Below are 16,348 nucleotides of genomic sequence, written 5' to 3'. Positions count from 1 at the left end.
GCGTTGACCTAATGGGAGCACAGCGTGCACAGGCGCAAAACCAGGCCGCAGACCTCCCGGAGGGCTTCGGCGTGGCCGTCGTCCGCGAAGACGGCAAGTGGCGGTGCGCGCCGATGAAGGCCGCCTCGCTCACCAGCCTCAAGGCCGCCGAGACCGAGCTGCGGGAGTTGCGCAGCGCCGGTGCCGTTTTCGGTCTCCTCGACATCGACGACGAATTCTTCGTCATCGCCCGGCCCGCTCCCGCCGGCACCCGGCTGTTCCTGTCCGATGCGACCGCCGCACTCGACTACGACATCGCCGAGGAGGTGCTGCGGGCACTCGACGGTGACGTCGACCTCGACGATCTCGAGGACGAGGAGCCGTTCGAGAAGGGCGACCTCGGGTTGCTCGCGGACCTCGGCCTCTCGCAGGGCGTGCTCAGCATCATCCTGTCCGACGACGACTACGCCGACGAGCAGCTGAGCAGGATCGCCCAGGAGATGGGCTTCGGCGACGAGTTGTCGGCGGTGCTGGACAAACTGGATCGGTGACGGCTGCCGACGAGCGCCTGATCCGGCTCGCCCTCGACGCCGCGGCGCGCGCCGGACCGGACGACGTGCCGATCGGTGCGGTGGTCCTCGGGCCCGACGGCGAGGTGCTGGCCAGTGCCGCCAACGCCCGCGAACGGCTGGGCGACCCCACCGCGCACGCCGAGATCCTCGCCATGCGTGCCGCCGCGGCCGTGCTCGGCGACGGGTGGCGGCTCGAGGGGACGACGCTCGCGGTGACCGTCGAGCCCTGCACGATGTGCGCCGGTGCGTTGGTGATGGCCCGGGTCGCGCGCGTCGTGTTCGGGGCGTGGGAGCCGAAGACCGGCGCCGTCGGATCGCTGTGGGACGTGGTGCGCGACCGCCGGTTGACCCACCGCCCGGAGGTACGCGGGGGAGTGCTTGCCGCCGAGTGCGCCGCCCCGCTCGAACAGTTCTTCGCGCGGATGCGCTGAGTCCTCGGTTCCCCCCGCCGAGACTGCTGTCAGATCGCGATTCGGCGCCCGGACGCGATCTCCTTGCAGTTTCGGCGGGACCCGGACGGCCGCTGACGACCCATGACGGGCGATTAGGGGCGAGGCGCGTCGACCGGTAAGCTGCCACACGGTGGCGTGTCCGAGCGGCCTAAGGAGCACGCCTCGAAAGCGTGTGACGGGTAACCCCCGTCCGAGGGTTCAAATCCCTCCGCCACCGCCACAACCGCCCTCCTGATCCGTCAGGCAGGGCGGTTCTTGCGTTTCAGCCTCACTCGTCCGACGGCGGCAGCATCTGGAAGCCGGTGAGGATCGCCTCGGCGTCCTGCACGTAGGTGGGGTCGTCGGGGTTGACGGCCTGCACGGTCACCGTGGCGGTCCAAGTGGAGTCCCCGAACGGCGCGGCGATGATCAGCACCCGGGCCGGATGCGCCGGGACCGCTCCCTGCGCGGGCAGCGTGTAGCTCACCGTCTCTGCGGTCGACCCGCAGTTGGGGGTCGACTGGACGTCGATGTCGGTGGCGCCGGCCTGCGATTCGAGCGCGCTCTTCTGCTGATTCAGGACGTCCTGCGGGTCGACGTCGGTGCTCGGGACGTGCTCGAGCGTGACGACGGCGTTGGGACTGAACGATTCGGCGGTCAGGTCGCGGTTGGCCATCGCGAAGCGGATCAGCTCGGAGTCGAGCGACGTGTTGCGCTCCCAGCCGGCAGGTTGCGGGATCAGCAGGCGGGGCTCGCCCTGTTCGACGCCCTCGATGGGAGTCAGCGGGGCCGACCCCTCGGTGCATCCGTCGCCGGCCGACTCCGCGGCGCTCGACTCCGAGGCGCTCCCCGCCGTCGCCTGCCCGTCGGTCTCGCTGCTGCATCCGGCGAGGAGCAGCGCGCACGTGACGACGCCCGAGGCGATCAGTGCGTCACGGAGGGGTCGGCTGACGCCGTTGACGTCGAGGTCGTTCGGGGTCGGCATGGGCTCACCCTACAAAGGATTCGCGGGGGTGGGCGTTCAGAAGACGGTGTACATCTTGCGGAGCGTCTCGACGACGTCCCAGCGCCCCGACCACCCCGGTGGCAGGACCACGACGTCGCCCGCGCCGACCTCGACCGTCCGTCCCGTCTCGTCGTCGGTGATGGTGGCCCGCCCGGAGATGACGTAGCAGGTCTCGGTGTCGGGCCGGTCGACGACGGGCCAGCCGCCCGGCTCGCACTCCCAGATGCCGACCTGCGCCGCGGTGCCCGAGTCGACGGCCAACGTCCCCAGCTGGGGGTCTCCGCTGTCTGCGCCGGCCCGACGCCCGCTGGGCTCGAGAGCACCGGTGACGGTGCCGGCGGGGAGGTGGACGAGTGCGACCATGGCGGCCCTCCTGAATCGATCGATCATGATGCACGCCAGGGGGATTGCCGACGCGCGGCGTCGGGGACTCCCGCATCGTCCGGAAACGGATTTCGCGATTCCGGTTGCCGAGGCCCCACGGCAGGCATAGTGTCACACATCACCGAACACTTTGTTCGGTGATAACGAACTGTTAGTTCTTCTAGAAGAAGTGGATGTTCGCCCGTGGCCCTGATCGAGGACGGCGCCGCCCCCGTGGCCTCGAGCACGGAGGCCGAAATGGGCTCCCGCATACGCGAATTCAGAGGTACGCGCAAGCTCAGCCTGCGCGACCTGGCGGGGCGTGCGGGGATCTCGGCGGGCTTCCTCAGCCAGCTGGAGCGCGGTCAGGTCAACGCCAGCGTCGGCACCCTGCGGAAGTTGGCCGAGGAACTCGGCGTCAAGCTGCCCGACCTGTTCGGCGATCACCACGCCGGGGGAGCGCGCATTCTGCGTCGGGCGGATCGGCCCGAGATCCACGTCGACGACCTCAGCGCGAAGTATCTGCTCTCGCAGAAGCCGTTGATGAACCTCGAGGTGTACTCCGCCGAGTTCGCCCCCGGTGGTTCCGCCGGCGAGGCCTACGTGCACGGCGATGCCCAGGAGGTCCTGATCGTCGTGAAGGGGACGCTAGTTCTCGAACTCGACGGCAAGAAGCACGAATTGAACGCCGGCGACTCCGCGGAGTACCGCACGTCGATCCCGCACACCGTGCACAACCTGAGCGATGCACCCGCCGAGCTGCTGTGGATCGTCAGCCCGCCGACCGCATGACCGCGACATCGAGTACGACCACCACCGACCGCGAAACACGTTCCACAGGAGGAGTTCACATGACCACTGCACTCAAGGCCCTCGGATGCGGCGTGGCTGCCGTGCTGCTCACCGCGGCGTGTTCGTCGGGTCCCGCACCGGGCGGCGACGTCGACCTGGGCAGCGGCCCACCGCAGGCGGGCACCGTGAAGGCCGACGCGCTCAAGGGCGTGACCATGACCTTCGTGTCCTACGGCGGTATCTTCCAGGAGGGCCAGACCCAGGCGGCGATCGATCCGTTCGCCAAGGAGTCCGGCGCCCGCATCCTGCAGGACGGCCCCACCGAGAGCACGAAGATCAAGTCGCAGGTCGAATCGGGGAACGTCACCTGGGACGTCATCGACACCACCAACGTGTTCACCGCTCAGCACTGCGGCGAGCTGTTCATGCCGATCGACACCAGCATCGTCGACGTCAGCAAGATCCCGCCGGGTGCGAAGACCGACGACTGTTCCGTTCCCGCAATGGGTTACGGCCTGATCGTGGTCTACAACACGGACAAGTACGGTGCGAACCCGCCCAAGACGTGGGCCGACTTCTACGACACGGCGAAGTTCCCCGGCAAGCGCGGCATCCAGGGCATCGCCGGCGAACTCGACCCGGGCGTGCTCGAGGGCGCCCTGCTGGCCGACGGCGTCGCGAAGGACCAGATGTACCCCATCGACGCCACCCGCGCGCTGAACAAGCTGTCGTCGATCCGCGGCGACGTCGTCTTCTGGAACAGCGGTGCCCAGGCCCAGCAGCTCCTCGAGGCCGGGCAGGTCGACATGGCGCTGCTGTGGAGCGGGCGCGCCTACTCCGCGGTCAAGAACGGGGCGAAGTTCGCGCCCATGTGGGATCAGTGGATGCCCGAGGCGGACACGATCGCCGTGCCGAAGGGCGCGAAGAACCCGAAGGCCTCGATGGCGCTGATCAACTACTACCTGGGTGCACAGCAGCAGGCCAAGCTGACCGAACTCACGTCGTACAGCCCGATCAACGTCGACGCCAAGCCACAATTGGACGCCCTCGCGACGAGCTACCTCACCACCACTCCCGAGCGTCTCGCGGACCGCTTCCCGATCGACCTCGCCTGGTGGTCGAAGAACAACGACGCGATGGTCGGTGCGTACACCGATTGGCTTGCGAAGTAGGGGTTAGCGGGTCATGACCGTAGTCGACGTTCTGTCCGGTGGCGCGGCACCACCGCGCTCGCGGGCCGAGGAGGCGGGGGCCCAGCGCAGGCGCCGCAGCGCCTACGCCCTCCTGGCTCCCGCGCTGGTGCTCGTCATCGGCGTCTTCGCGGCGCCGCTGGGCGTGATGCTGTGGCGCGCGTTCACCGATCCAGTGGCCGGGTTCGACAACTTCGCCTGGTACGCCGGTGACGCCGTGCAGCGCGAGGTGCTGCTGCGGACGTTCACCACCGGACTCGAGGTGACGGTCATCTGCCTGCTGCTCGGTTACCCGTACGCCTACGCCATGGTGGCGTTCGGGCCGAAGGTGCGGGCTGCGCTGACGCTGCTGGTTCTCGTCCCGTTCTGGACGAGCCTCATGGTGCGCACCTTCGCCTGGGTTATCCTGTTGCAGGACAACGGGCCTGCCCAGGCGCTGCTGAGCCTCGTCGGGCTCGGCGACGTGCAGCTGATCCGGACGAACCTCGGCGTCGTCATCGGCATGAGCCAGATCCTGTTGCCGTTCATGGTCCTACCGCTGTACGCGGTCATGTCGGGTGTCGACCGTCGGCTGGTGCTGGCCTCGTCGAGTCTGGGCGCGAAGCCGCTGACGTCGTTCACCCGCATCTGGGTGCCGCTGACCATGCCGGGCATCGGGGCGGGCTGTCTGATGGTGTTCATCAGCAGCCTCGGCTTCTACGTCACGCCGGCGCTGCTCGGATCCCCGGACAACGCACTCATCAGCCAGCAGATCTACGTCCAGGTCAACGGTCTGCTGCAGTGGGGCCGCGGTGGGGCGATGGGCGTGGTGCTCCTGCTGCTGACTCTGCTGGTGCTCGCCGTGTTGATGTTCGTGCTGCGCCGCGCATCCCGGCAGGAACGGGCGTCGTGATGCGCAGCGGCACGTTCTGGCGCGGTGCGCTCCTGGTGTTCTGCGGTCTCGTCGCGACCTGGCTGGTGGCACCCTCGCTGGTGGTGATCCCGCTCAGCTTCACCGATCTCCCGTCGTTCAGGTTCCCGCCGACGGGCTGGTCGACCCAGTGGTACGTCAACTTCTTCACCGATCCGTCCTGGCTCTGGTCGTTGGAGGCGAGCATCCGGGTGGGTCTCCTGGTGGCCGTCGTCGCGACGGTCTGCGGGACGGCGGCAGCGGTCGCCTTCAGCCGGACGCGGTTCTTCGGCGATCAGGGCCTGCGCGCGCTGCTGCTCTCGCCGATGATCGTCCCGGTGATCGTGGTGTCGATCGGCATCTACGCGATCTACCTGCGGCTCAACCTGTTGGGCACCACGCTCGGCTTCGTCGTGGCGCACAGCGTGCTCGCCCTGCCGTTCGTCATCATCCCGGTGAGCGCCAGCCTGCAGGGGTTCGACCGGCGGCTCGAGGACGCGGCGGCGATCTGCGGCGCGAACAGGTGGACCACGTTCCGCACCGTCACGCTGCCGCAGGTGGCGCCGGGTGTCCTGTCGGGGGCACTGTTCGCGTTCGCCACCAGCTTCGACGAGGTGGTGCTGTCGCTGTTCATCCAAAGTCCCTATCTGCAAACGCTTCCGGTGCGGATGTACTCGTCGGTCACCCGCGACACCGACCCCACCATCGCCGCCGCGGCGACGGTGATCCTGGCGCTGACCACCGCGCTGACCGTCCTCGCCAGCATCTTCGCCATCAGGAGGAATCGTGTCCGATGACCGCGCGCCGCACGGCGCTTCCATCACGATGCGGGGCCTGGTCAAGCGGTACGGCTCCGTCACGGCCGTCGACGCCATCGACCTGGACGCGCGGCCGGGCGAGTTCCTGACCCTGCTCGGTCCCAGCGGGTCGGGAAAGACGACCACGCTCAACATGATTGCCGGGTTCGTCGACGTCACCGAGGGCGAACTGTCCATCGACGGCAGCCCGGTCACCGACCTGCCGCCCTACAAGCGCGACATCGGCATGGTGTTCCAGCACTACGCCCTCTTCCCGCACATGAGCGTCGCCGACAACGTCGAATACCCGCTGCGGCAACGGTCGATCGGCAAGTCGGAGCGCGCCACGATGGTCGCCGACGCGCTGACGATGGTGGGTCTCGAGCACCTGGCGCGGCGCAAGCCGAAGGAACTGTCGGGCGGTCAGCAGCAGCGCGTCGCCCTCGCGCGCGCCGTCGTCTACAACCCGCGCGTGCTGCTCATGGACGAGCCGCTCGGCGCACTCGACAAGAAGCTGCGCGACACCCTGCAGTTGGAGATCAAGCGGATTCACGCAGATCTCGGCACGACGTTCATCTACGTCACCCACGATCAGGACGAGGCGCTGGTGCTGTCCGACCGGGTCGCGGTGTTCAACGACGGTCGGATTCAGCAGATCGGGACGCCGTCGGATCTGTACGAGCACCCCAACAGCCTGTTCGTCGCCCAGTTCGTGGGCGAGTCGTCGCTCTTCCGGGGCTCGCTGGACGACGGCCGGGTGCACGTCGGCGGGCGCTCGCTGACCGCGACCCGGGGGACGCCGCCGACGACGCGGGACGTCGCGGTCGTGGTGCGGCCCGAACGGATCGATCTCCACCCCGCCGGCCCGGAACCGCTCGCCGACAACGTGGTCCCCGGCCGCGTGATCCAGCACATCTACTTCGGCAACGCCCGCAAGGTCGAGGTCAGGCTCGACGACGGCAGCACGGTGCTGGTTCGCGAGAGTGCCGGGGCCGCACTGACCCCGGTGCACGCCGGCGACGAGGTCTGGCTGACCTTCCGCGCCGGCGACGCATCAGTACTCGCCCTCGACGGGCCGGGCGTCGCGCACGACGTCCCGGCCACCTCCACGAACTAGACGAACTACACGAACCAGGAGAAACGAACCATGACGTCCTCGGGTCGGCAGCCGGTCAACGGCGGCGTGTCCTTCTGGTACCGGTCCATCGGTCTGCCGCAACCGCGTCCGGCGCTGCCCGGCGACCGCGACGCGGACGTGTGCATCGTCGGGGCCGGATTCACCGGACTCTGGACGGCGTACTACCTCATCCGCCAACGGCCGGACCTGCGCATCGTCGTCCTGGAGAAGGAGTTCGCCGGCTTCGGCGCCTCGGGCCGCAACGGTGGCTGGCTGTCGGCAGAACTGGCCGGCTCGCGGGAGGCCTACGCCGCGACGCACGGCAAGCAGGGCGTGGTGGACCTGATGCGCGCCATGCGCGACGCCGTCGACGAGGTGATCGACGTCGCCAAGCAGGAGGGCATCGACGCCGACATCGAGAAGGACGGGCTGCTGCACGTCGCGCGCAACCAGGCCCAGCTGCAACGCCTGCACGCCGGCCTGCGCCACGAACAGGACTGGGGCGCCGACCCGTTGGACTTCGTCGAGCTGACGCGCGCCGAGATGGACGAGCGGATCCGCGTCGCCGGCTCGCTCGGGGGCATCTTCAGTCCGCACTGCGCCCGCGTCCAGCCCGCCAAGCTGATCCAGGGACTCGCGGACGTCGTCGTCGGGCTCGGTGTCACGATCTACGAGCAGACCACCGTCGGCCGCATCGAGCCGGGCCGGGCCGTCAGCGATCGCGGCACGGTGCGGGCCCCGACCGTCCTGCGCTGCCTGGAGGGCTTCACCGGCAGCATCGAGGGGCAGAAGCGCAGCTGGCTCCCGATGAACTCGTCCATGATCGTCACCGAACCGCTGCCGAAGGAGGTGCACGACCGAATCGGCTGGGCCGGTGCGGAACTGCTCGGCGACTACGCGCACGGGTACATGTACGCGCAGCGGACCGCCGACGACCGCATCGCCCTCGGCGGCCGGGGCATCCCCTACCGCTTCGGCTCGCGACTCGACGATCGGGGCGCCACCCAGCAGTGGACCATCGATGCGCTCACCGCACTCACCCACGACATGTTCCCCGCCACCGTCGACGTGCCGATCGACCACGCCTGGTGCGGGGTGCTCGGGGTCCCGCGGGACTGGACGGCCACGGTCGACTTCGACCGCCGCACCGGCCTGGGCACGGCGGGCGGCTACGTGGGCAGCGGCCTGACCACCACCAACCTCGCCGGCCGCACCCTGGCCGATCTCGTGCTCGACCAGCAGACCGATCTGACCCGCCTGCCGTGGGTGGGCCGCCGGGTGCGGCGCTGGGAGCCGGAGCCACTGCGGTGGCTGGGCGTCCAGAGCATGTACGCGCTCTACCGGACGGCGGATCGCCGCGAATCCAACGGCCTCGGGCACACCAGCCGGATCGCGAACGTGGCCAACAGGATCACCGGCCGCTGATCCGACGGAAACGGCCCCCTCGTCGCCGAGGGGGCCGTCCGTCGTTCGGTGCTACTTACTCGCCGCTGTCCGAGCTGCCCGAGTCGCTGCCGCCGGCAGAGCCGGTGGAGTCGCTGCCCGAGGTGCTCGAGGTGCCCGAGGTGCTCGACGCGCCGGTCGCGGACGTGCCGCTGTCCGAGGCGGTTCCGGTGGAGGCGGTGCTTCCGCCGGTGCTGCCCGCCGAGGCGGCGGTGCCGGAGGTCGCGCTACCCGAGGTGGCGGTCCCCGACGCGGCGGAGCCGGTCTTGTCGCTGCCGTAGGAGCTGACCGGCTTGTTGCTGCCCGAGGCGGCCGGGGTCTTGGCCGGGGTGGCCTCCGCCTCGGGCTCGGTCTCCGTCGCCGTGTCGGTCGACACCGGCGTCACGGCCGGGGTCTCGACCTCGACGGGCGTCTCTGCCGCGGGTGCGGTCTCCTCGACCACCGGTGCGGTCTCGACCGGCGCGGTCTCCTCGACCACCGGTGCCGTCTCGACCGGTGCGGTGTCGGCGGCGGGGGTGCCCTCGACGGCGGTCTCGGTGCCCGCGGCGGCCTCCGTGGCGGGTGCGGTCTTGGCGGCCTCGGTGGCCTCGGTCAGCGACACCGTGGTGCCGAGGCCCAGGTCGGTCGACGCGACGCTCGCCAGGGTGGCCGCGGTGACGGCCGGCGGGGTGACGACCGGCGGCGCCACCGACGCGTTGAGTGCGCCGAAGATGATGTTCGGCAGGTCGACCAGGAAGTAGTCGAGCGGGCCGTTGGGGCTCAGCAGGCCCTGGAACAGCGACCGCGTCGGGAAGTTCGGCACGTAGCCGTTGACGAAGGCGTTGACCACCCGGACCGGCAGGTTGATCAGCTCGTTGACCGCCGTGGGGAAGTCGCCGACGACGACCGCCGCGCGGACCGCGTCGAAGATCTCCGCGACCTGGAGGGTGGCGGTGATCGGCGCGACCAGCAGGGCGCGGGTCAGGCCGGAGAAGCCGCCGCGGGTGAGCAGGGCGTCGAGCACGTTGGCCACGATCTGGCCGCCGGGCAGTGCCGCGGCGATGTCACCGGGGATCTGGAACAGCGGGACCAGCGGGTTGCCCGGCCGCTCGATGAGCTGCACCAGGAGGTAGATGTTCAGCTCGCTGAACGCCTCGACGAACTGCCCCGAGGTGAGGAAGTTGAACGAGTTCTGCAGCACGGTCGGCAGGTTGTTGATGGCGGTCTGGAACGCGGCCTGCGACAGCGCGGTCTGCGTGCCGATCTGGCTGCCGAAGTTCGTCTGGAAGGCGGCGAGCTGGCTCAGCAGCGCGCCCGGGTTCGCCGCGTTGGCCGCGATGAAGTTCGCGATCTGCGCGTAGACGGCGGGGTTGCTCAGTGCGGTGGCCGTGGCGTTGGTGGCACCGGCGGTCCCGTTGGCCAGCGTGCCGAGGTTGTTGAACGTGTTGGCGAGCGCTTCCTGCAGCACGACCAGCGGGTTGGCGACGGCTGCGAGTTCGACCGCGCGGTGCTGCAATTCGGGCAGGGCCGGCGACACCGGGTTGATGGCGATGACGCTGGCGCTGGCCGCGGCGATGCCGGCGACCATCATCTTGGTCCGGCGCGAGGGCGCGGATGAGCGGTCCGAATCGTATGCGATGTCCGTCGAGTCGGCACGAAGGGCGAGTTGCACTGTTTCTCCTGTTTTAGCAAAGCAAGGTTCACCTAAGCGGCGTCTGAACATTAGCTGAGGGTTGCCTTAGAAACAATAGGTATGCCTGCCCTAATTAACTGTCAATTTTGACGCCGTGGGAAACGACCCGGAGGGGCGCTGTGACCGGTGTCGCGCCTGCTAGTGTCGCCGTCATGGTCCGGCTGCCGCTCCGGCCGTCAGCGGGGTCGGCGAAGTGACGCAGGCGTCAATGACGGTGTGGCGAATCGGCAACGAAGGAATCCTTGCGAACCGGGCAAATGGCCTTGGGCGGACGGGTGGGCAACCGGTCTTGCCGCACCGAGCTTCCGGTCCGCGGGCGCCGGCCCGTGCCGAACGTGCCGAGACCCCGTCTCGGGGGCGTAATCGCGTTGGGCGTCAATTCATTTCGTGGGCAGCCGCAGCGAGGATGCGCGCCCTGACCGGGGTCGGGCCGCGCGTCGAGCTGCGGGGCGCTACGACTCCGAGCCGCGCTGCCGGATGCGCGGTGCCAACTGCACGACCTCGGGCACCACGCTCGGGTTGGCGACCGCCATGGTCACCAGCGACACCAGGGTGTTCGCGACGTCCTGCAGCTGCGACATCTGCGCGGGCAGCTGACCGTGCTCCACCCACGACGTGAAGAGTTGGGACAGCAGGTCGCGGTCGGCGCCACGGAGGATCTCGGTGTCCTGCGTGGGTCCGACGCCCACCCGGATGATCGACAGGTCGGGATGCTCGTTGCGCCACGCCAGCAGGATCTCGTCGAGGGCGGCCTTGCTCGCGCCGTAGGCGGCGACGCCGGCACGCGGACGCCCGACGTCGTTGTTGGAGGCGACGAGCACGACGCCGTTCTCGGACAGATGTGGGAGGGCGGCTCGCAACACGTTGTTGGCGCCGATGGTGTTGACCGTGAAGGCGTGGACCCAGGTGGCGACGTCGGTGTCCTCGATGTGCGCGAACGGGATCACGGTGCTGGTGAACACCAGGGCGTCGAGGCCGCCGAGCGCCCGTGCCGCATCGTCGACCACGCGGCCGATCGCCGGGGTGTCGGCGACGTCGAGTTCGAAGGCGAAGCCGTCGATCGACGCGGCGAGTTCGTTCAGCAGGTCCATCCGGCGGGCGGCGACGGCCACCTTGGCGCCGAGTGCGGCGGCGCTGGTGGCGACGGCGTGGCCGATGCCCGACGACGCGCCGACGACGAGCAGGCGGAGCCCGGCATGTTGACCGCTCACTGGTGGACCATCCTCGTCTGTCGCTGGCGAATGTCTCCCGTCACGATAGAGCGTGGATGAAGGTATGCCTTACTTGGCTAGGCAGGTGCACAGGTGTCGGTGGGGGGCAGGCCGGCGAACCGCGCCCTGGTCCAGTCCGCCGGGATCGATCCGAGGTTGAGTTGGCCGTGTCCCTGGCCGGATGCCACGACGGTCTCGACGACGTCCCCGAGACCGCACGCCAGGGTCACCGCCTCGGCCGTCCACCTGGGCAGCACCACGCGGTCTTCGTCGCCGTAGGCCACCAGCATCGGTGCCGACGCCCGTCTGCTCGGGAGCACCGACTCGCCGAGGATCGCGCGGAGCCGATCGGCGGCCTCGGGGGACGACGGCTGGAAGTCCGCGGCCGGTGCATTCTGGGCGATCCGGCCCCGCTCGTCGGAGTTCTCGTTCTCACAGGTGAGGAAGGCGTCGAGGCGCCTCAGCATGACGCCGTGCAGGTAGTCCTCGATGCGCAGGTCCGGATGCGCCACCTTCAGGCCGGACAGGATCGTCGGCATCAGCACCCGCTGTTCGACGGTGAGCGTTCCGTCGACCATCGCGTCGACGAGCGGCCGCAGATCGGTCGGCGGGACGATGCTGATGGAGCCGGCGAGGTCGAGTCCGGCGCCGTAGTCGGGCATCAACTCGTTGGCGGCCCACACGGCCTGACCGCCCTGCGACACCCCGTAGCCCACCCAGGACGTCGAGGCCTCGGGCACGACGTTGCGTGCGGCGCGCACCGCGTCGATCACGTTGTGGGCGGCGGTCTTCGGCTCCAGGTACGGATGCGGTCCCGGCGTGCCGAGCCCCTGGTAGTCGGTCATCACGACGAGGTAGCCGTAGGTCAGGAACGCGCCGATCACACCCGCATTGCCCATCAGGCCCGGGTAGCCCGACGGCGCGCAACTGCTGGCCAGCCCGGTGGTGGGGTGGCCCAGTGAGGCGATGCGCCATCCGCCGTCGGGGGGATCACCGGTGGGCACGAGGACGATCCCCGACACGGTGGTCGCCGATCCGTCGATGCCCGACGTCGACTTGTAGCGGATCTTCACCGCCTGCGACGAAAGCCGTTGCAGCGACGGGAACACGGGCAGGTCGGTCGGGTCGGCCAGCAGCGTCCCGTTCGCGTCGTCGGCGGCGGCGCGTCCGTCGGATCGCTCGTCCGCGGGTGCCGAGCACGCGCCGAGCGCCAGGGCCAGCACGGTCAGTGCCGCGGCCACCCTCGCGCGGGTCACGTCAGCCCCGGTCTGCTGCGAGCAATCCGACGGGATCGCTGCACATCTGCTCCAACGCGCCGGTCACCAGGTCGGCGTCGACGGCCGCCTCGCAGAACGTCGCGGTGAAGGTGCGGCCACCTGCGAGTTCCGACACCAGCAGCGTCACCGCGTCGGGACCGTCGGGCTCGAGGTAGGCCGCCAACCGTGGGGGCCGACCGTCGGGTGCCCACTCGACGTGGTCGAACATCGGCAGGCGCCCAAGGTCGCTGACCGACAACCGGATCCGACCCGAGGCATCCGCGACACCGGTCGTCGCGACCGGCGCTGTACCCCCGCGGCGCAGCAGTGCCTTGGCCTCGGCCAGCAGCAGGACCGCGATGGGCCAGCCCGAGTCGGAGACCCGTCGGACCAGCGATGCGATGTCGGCGGGACCGCCGCCGGGCGGCAGCAGGATCGGCATGGCGACCGCGAAGTTGCCCTGCGACAGTGCGTGACCGGGGTCGAGGTACCGCCGGCAGTTCATCAGGATCATCACGCGCTCGTCGAGCCGGGCACCCCGCGTGCGCAGTGCGGCCAGCCAGAGCGCGACCGTGGTCGACGCGGAGGTGGCGCCGGACGCGTTCGCGCGCGACCAGGTCCGCAGTTCGGTCACCACGTCGGGCGGCATGTAGGCCGTGACGGTGCGGTTGTGGTCCTGCCAGTCCTCGACGGTGCGGGTGGGACGGTCGACGTCCGCGCCGATCTTGTTGATGCTGCGCAACTTCCGGATCTCGCCCAGTGCGGCGGGCCGCCCGCGGAAGTGGCGCAGCGCTGCCGAGCGCAGCGCGTGCTGCGGCAGGCTGCGGGCGATGATCCCGGACCGCTCGGGGTCGACGTCACCGGCCAGCGCGGCCAGGAGGGTGAGGCCGAACTGACCGTCGCCCACGCCGTGGGAGTAGTCGACGGCGACGTGGCCGTCGGACAGCAGGACGTTGAGCGGCCGTCGGGCGTCGGTGCCCCGGCGCACCGTGGTGAGCAGCGCGCCGAGATCGTCGGCGCGCAGGGCGTCGTTCCGAACGACGTGCCGGGCGACGTCGTCGCGGTAGCACCACATCCGCTCGTCGGCTCGCGGTTCGAGCGCGAGGTGCGGGCGGGGCAGCGCGGCGGCCGAGGCGAGGACGCCGGTGGCGCGGGACTCGTCGAGTCCTGCCACGGGTCCGACCACGGCGACGGTGCGGCTCGGCGTCAGCGCTCGGTCGAGCACCGAGGACCGGTAGCGCTGCGGTGCGTCACCGGGTGGCATCGACCACCTCCTGCATGCGGCGCCGGAAGGTGTCGCGGGAGAACCCCTCTGCCCACTCGCGGATGCGACCGCCGTCGAACCGGCCGGGGTCGAAACCCGTCATGGCCTCGGCGAACCGGTCGGCGACCTGTGTGTCGCTGCCGACGGCGACGTGCAGCCCGGTGACACCGGGCACGACCGTGTCGACGGCGCCACCCTCGGCGAGCGCGATCACCGGCGTGCCCGTCGCCATGGACTCCACGGGCACGATGCCGAAGTCCTCGATGCCCGGCATCAGCAGGGCGCGCGCCCTCCGGTGCAGATCGAGCAGTTCGTCGTGGGGGACGCGGCCGAGAAAGGTGGTCTTCGGCCCGGCGATCTCGCGGCACGCCTTCATCGCGCGGCCGTCCCCGGCGACGACCAGCGGAACGCCCGCGCGACGCGCGGCCTCGATCGCCAGGTCGGGACGCTTGTACGGCACCAGGCGGCCGGCGAGCAGGAAGAAGTCCTCGCGTTCGACGGACGGGTCGGGTGTGAAGCCGTCGGTGTCGACCGGGGGATGGACGACGACGGCCTCGCGGTTCCACCACTCCGAGATCCGTTGCGCCACGGCCGACGAGTTGGCCACGACGGTGTGCAGCCGGGGTGCCGCCGCGGTCTCGCCGCGACGCGCGATCGCCGACAGCGCGGTCAGCACGGCCGCGCCGACGGCGCCACCGCCCTCGCCCGCGCGCAGCGACGCGTCCCACGCCCAGCGCGCTGGGCTGTGCACGTAGCCGATCACCGGTGCGTCGGTGGCGAACACCGACTGCGTCGCGAAGGCGTGGTGGCTGGCGATGACGGCCTGCACGTCCCCGATCGGCAGCCGGCGGAAGGCGCCCGGCATCAACGGCATCAGCGGCGCGTAGGACTTCTGCCGCAGCACACGGTGGTACAGCGGGTTGAGCCACGTCGCACGAGGTGGTCGGGTCAGCCCGGGGGACACGCCCTCGGCGCGGACGATCGAGCCGTACACGTCGGAGCCCGGCCACTGCAGTGCCAGCTGTTCGACCACGTGCTCGGAGCCGGCCACCTCGGTGAACCGTTCGTGGACGATCGCGATCCGCTCACCGGCCATGGTCGTCCTCCGTGGCGTTGACGCCGACGTGCTGTTTGGCGTGGAGCCGATCGCCACGGGTGGCGCTCTGCAGCACCAGGTTTCGCGGCACACCGAGGTCGGCGAGCTGGGCGAGGGTGCGCTCGGCCGCCGCGCGATCGGATCCGGTGACCGAGACGATCACGACGGCGGTGCCTGCGGTGGCGACGTTGACCCGCTGCCACCAGGGGGTGGCGAGCGGCAGATCGAACACGGTGCGGAACCGGCCGCGCTCGTTGTCCCGGGCGGCGGTCAGCGACGGCGGTGCGACCGCACCGTCGCCGATCAGCAGCAGGGCGGGCCGGGCATCGCGCATCACCTGCACGAGCTTGGCCGACGTCAACGGGTCGAGTTCACCGGCGGGCACCGCAGCCGGGTCGAAGTGCGCGCCGTACCGGCGTGCGACGCGACGCGCCCAGGTGCGGTTCGGGGACGAGCCGACGCGACCGCGCCACAGCACGATGCACTCGGCGACGACGATGAGCGTGACGAGCCCCGCGACGAGCGCCTCCGACAGCGGCTGCGGCGACACGGGCTCGGTGTCCTGCTCGGGCGACGCCAGGATGGTCAACTGGTCGCCGCCCGAGTCCTGCAGCGCCGCCAATTGCGTTTGCAGTTCCGCGAGTTGACGGTCCGACTCGACCTTGGTGGGGTCGTCCGGCGCCAGTAGCGAGCTGCGTGCCTGTTCGGCGGTGATCGCGGCCTGGATCTGGTCGACCTGCCGGCCGATGTCCTTGGTGTGGTTCGCGAACGAGGCCTGCGCCACCGTGATGACCAGCGACCGGGCGAGCTGCTCGGCAGTCTCCGGCGAGTCGGCCGTGACCGTGAAGACGAGGATCTGCGGGGCCGGCCCCTTCGACAGCTCGACGTGTTCGCTCAGCGTCTGCACGTCCCAGTCGTCGGTGTCGACCTCGCCCAGCACCTGGTTGAGCACGTTGGTGTCCTGCGCGAGCCCCATGAACGGCGCGCGCATCTGCTCGACGAACGCGTCGCCGGGCACGAGTTCCTTGGACGACGTGATCTCGGTGAGCAGCGTGGCCGAATACTCCTTCGGTGCGAGCAGCGCCCGCAGTCCGAACACCACCCCGCCGACGACGAGCGCCACCACGAGCGCGGGCAGCAGCGCGCGCCCGAATTCCCTCAGGTGCCCCGCCAGATCGACCGGCGGCGGCACCTCACCCCGGTGCACCGGGTCTTCCACAGTCACCAACCGGACTCCTTCGGTTGCCCGGGTGCGCGTCGCGATCCGGGG

At 70.1% G+C, this 16,348-nt stretch carries 16 protein-coding genes and 1 tRNA gene; 9 read left to right on the top strand and 8 right to left on the bottom strand.

The features are described 5' to 3' along the window. Positions 1 to 11 precede the first annotated feature (11 nt). The 3 genes from AC1MEY_RS20735 to AC1MEY_RS20725 all read left to right on the top strand — a co-directional run bounded on the left by AC1MEY_RS20735 (position 12) and on the right by AC1MEY_RS20725 (position 1,223). A complete protein-coding gene (locus tag AC1MEY_RS20735) occupies positions 12 to 530 on the top strand; it encodes a tRNA adenosine deaminase-associated protein (RefSeq protein WP_480227277.1) in 519 nt (172 codons plus the stop codon). After that, the gene (locus tag AC1MEY_RS20730) at positions 527 to 982 is read left to right on the top strand and encodes a nucleoside deaminase (protein WP_480227276.1); all 456 of its coding nucleotides are present in this window, start codon (positions 527 to 529) and stop codon (positions 980 to 982) included. The genes AC1MEY_RS20735 and AC1MEY_RS20730 overlap by 4 nt, the downstream gene beginning before the upstream one ends. 150 nt (positions 983 to 1,132) lie before the next feature. Further along, positions 1,133 to 1,223 (top strand) — tRNA-Ser (locus tag AC1MEY_RS20725). A 48-nt stretch (positions 1,224 to 1,271) separates the two neighbouring features. On the opposite strand, the gene AC1MEY_RS20720 is transcribed toward AC1MEY_RS20725, so the two are convergent. Both AC1MEY_RS20720 and AC1MEY_RS20715 read right to left on the bottom strand, forming a co-directional pair. Next, positions 1,272 to 1,967: an LpqN/LpqT family lipoprotein gene (locus tag AC1MEY_RS20720; RefSeq protein WP_480227275.1), complete on the bottom strand. Its 696-nt coding sequence runs from the start codon at positions 1,965 to 1,967 to the stop codon at positions 1,272 to 1,274. A 36-nt stretch (positions 1,968 to 2,003) separates the two neighbouring features. After that, positions 2,004 to 2,351 carry a cupin domain-containing protein gene (locus AC1MEY_RS20715; protein WP_480227274.1) on the bottom strand — a complete coding sequence of 116 codons (348 nt, stop codon included), beginning with the start codon at positions 2,349 to 2,351 and terminating at the stop codon, positions 2,004 to 2,006. Between the two features lie 204 nt (positions 2,352 to 2,555). Between AC1MEY_RS20715 and AC1MEY_RS20710 the strand changes: the two genes are divergently transcribed. From AC1MEY_RS20710 to AC1MEY_RS20685, 6 genes are read left to right on the top strand one after another with little or no spacing between them, the layout of a single operon-like run. Further along, entirely contained in the window at positions 2,556 to 3,143 is a 588-nt protein-coding gene (locus AC1MEY_RS20710) for a cupin domain-containing protein (protein ID WP_480227273.1), read from the top strand. A 59-nt stretch (positions 3,144 to 3,202) separates the two neighbouring features. Beyond that, positions 3,203 to 4,315 (top strand): ABC transporter substrate-binding protein, encoded by a 1,113-nt coding sequence (locus AC1MEY_RS20705; protein WP_480227272.1) that lies wholly within the window; start codon positions 3,203 to 3,205, stop codon positions 4,313 to 4,315. A 13-nt stretch (positions 4,316 to 4,328) separates the two neighbouring features. Then, positions 4,329 to 5,225: an ABC transporter permease gene (locus tag AC1MEY_RS20700; RefSeq protein ID WP_480227271.1), complete on the top strand. Its 897-nt coding sequence runs from the start codon at positions 4,329 to 4,331 to the stop codon at positions 5,223 to 5,225. Continuing rightward, complete coding sequence (locus AC1MEY_RS20695) at positions 5,225 to 6,019, top strand: ABC transporter permease (protein ID WP_480231596.1); 795 nt, start codon at positions 5,225 to 5,227, stop codon at positions 6,017 to 6,019. Before AC1MEY_RS20700 ends, AC1MEY_RS20695 begins: the two co-directional genes overlap by 1 nt. Continuing rightward, entirely contained in the window at positions 6,009 to 7,136 is a 1,128-nt protein-coding gene (locus AC1MEY_RS20690) for an ABC transporter ATP-binding protein (protein WP_480227270.1), read from the top strand. The genes AC1MEY_RS20695 and AC1MEY_RS20690 overlap by 11 nt, the downstream gene beginning before the upstream one ends. 30 nt (positions 7,137 to 7,166) lie before the next feature. After that, positions 7,167 to 8,561: an NAD(P)/FAD-dependent oxidoreductase gene (locus tag AC1MEY_RS20685; protein WP_480227269.1), complete on the top strand. Its 1,395-nt coding sequence runs from the start codon at positions 7,167 to 7,169 to the stop codon at positions 8,559 to 8,561. Between the two features lie 55 nt (positions 8,562 to 8,616). On the opposite strand, the gene AC1MEY_RS20680 is transcribed toward AC1MEY_RS20685, so the two are convergent. The 6 genes from AC1MEY_RS20680 to AC1MEY_RS20655 form a co-directional block, all read right to left on the bottom strand. Continuing rightward, positions 8,617 to 10,230 (bottom strand): hypothetical protein, encoded by a 1,614-nt coding sequence (locus AC1MEY_RS20680; RefSeq protein WP_480227268.1) that lies wholly within the window; start codon positions 10,228 to 10,230, stop codon positions 8,617 to 8,619. Between the two features lie 473 nt (positions 10,231 to 10,703). Beyond that, positions 10,704 to 11,462: an SDR family oxidoreductase gene (locus AC1MEY_RS20675; RefSeq protein ID WP_480227267.1), complete on the bottom strand. Its 759-nt coding sequence runs from the start codon at positions 11,460 to 11,462 to the stop codon at positions 10,704 to 10,706. Positions 11,463 to 11,539: 77 nt separating this feature from the next. Beyond that, positions 11,540 to 12,718, bottom strand: a complete 1,179-nt coding sequence (locus AC1MEY_RS20670) for an alpha/beta hydrolase (protein WP_480227266.1) — start codon at positions 12,716 to 12,718, stop codon at positions 11,540 to 11,542. Position 12,719: 1 nt separating this feature from the next. After that, the gene (locus AC1MEY_RS20665; protein ID WP_480227265.1) at positions 12,720 to 13,982 is read right to left on the bottom strand and encodes a hypothetical protein; all 1,263 of its coding nucleotides are present in this window, start codon (positions 13,980 to 13,982) and stop codon (positions 12,720 to 12,722) included. After that, entirely contained in the window at positions 13,969 to 15,078 is a 1,110-nt protein-coding gene (locus AC1MEY_RS20660; protein WP_480227264.1) for a glycosyltransferase, read from the bottom strand. The genes AC1MEY_RS20665 and AC1MEY_RS20660 overlap by 14 nt, the downstream gene beginning before the upstream one ends. Further along, complete coding sequence (locus AC1MEY_RS20655; protein WP_480227263.1) at positions 15,068 to 16,303, bottom strand: hypothetical protein; 1,236 nt, start codon at positions 16,301 to 16,303, stop codon at positions 15,068 to 15,070. Before AC1MEY_RS20655 ends, AC1MEY_RS20660 begins: the two co-directional genes overlap by 11 nt. Positions 16,304 to 16,348: the final 45 nt, after the last annotated feature.

It is taken from the genome of Mycobacterium sp. PTI7, from assembly GCF_056679845.1.
The sequence above is the reverse complement of the archived record's forward strand: the minus strand, read 5'-3'. Positions and strand labels throughout refer to the sequence as shown.

What these genes read in the sequence shown, in the direction of transcription:
- AC1MEY_RS20735 (WP_480227277.1), top strand. Translation starts at nt 12, where the DNA reads ATGGGAGCACAGCGTGCACAGGCGCAAAACCAGGCCGCAGACCTCCCG.
- AC1MEY_RS20720 (WP_480227275.1), bottom strand. Translation starts at nt 1,967, where the DNA reads ATGCCGACCCCGAACGACCTCGACGTCAACGGCGTCAGCCGACCCCTC.
- AC1MEY_RS20715 (WP_480227274.1), bottom strand. Translation starts at nt 2,351, where the DNA reads ATGGTCGCACTCGTCCACCTCCCCGCCGGCACCGTCACCGGTGCTCTC.
- AC1MEY_RS20705 (WP_480227272.1), top strand. Translation starts at nt 3,203, where the DNA reads ATGACCACTGCACTCAAGGCCCTCGGATGCGGCGTGGCTGCCGTGCTG.
- AC1MEY_RS20700 (WP_480227271.1), top strand. Translation starts at nt 4,329, where the DNA reads ATGACCGTAGTCGACGTTCTGTCCGGTGGCGCGGCACCACCGCGCTCG.
- AC1MEY_RS20695 (WP_480231596.1), top strand. Translation starts at nt 5,225, where the DNA reads ATGCGCAGCGGCACGTTCTGGCGCGGTGCGCTCCTGGTGTTCTGCGGT.
- AC1MEY_RS20685 (WP_480227269.1), top strand. Translation starts at nt 7,167, where the DNA reads ATGACGTCCTCGGGTCGGCAGCCGGTCAACGGCGGCGTGTCCTTCTGG.
- AC1MEY_RS20665 (WP_480227265.1), bottom strand. Translation starts at nt 13,982, where the DNA reads ATGCCACCCGGTGACGCACCGCAGCGCTACCGGTCCTCGGTGCTCGAC.
- AC1MEY_RS20660 (WP_480227264.1), bottom strand. Translation starts at nt 15,078, where the DNA reads ATGGCCGGTGAGCGGATCGCGATCGTCCACGAACGGTTCACCGAGGTG.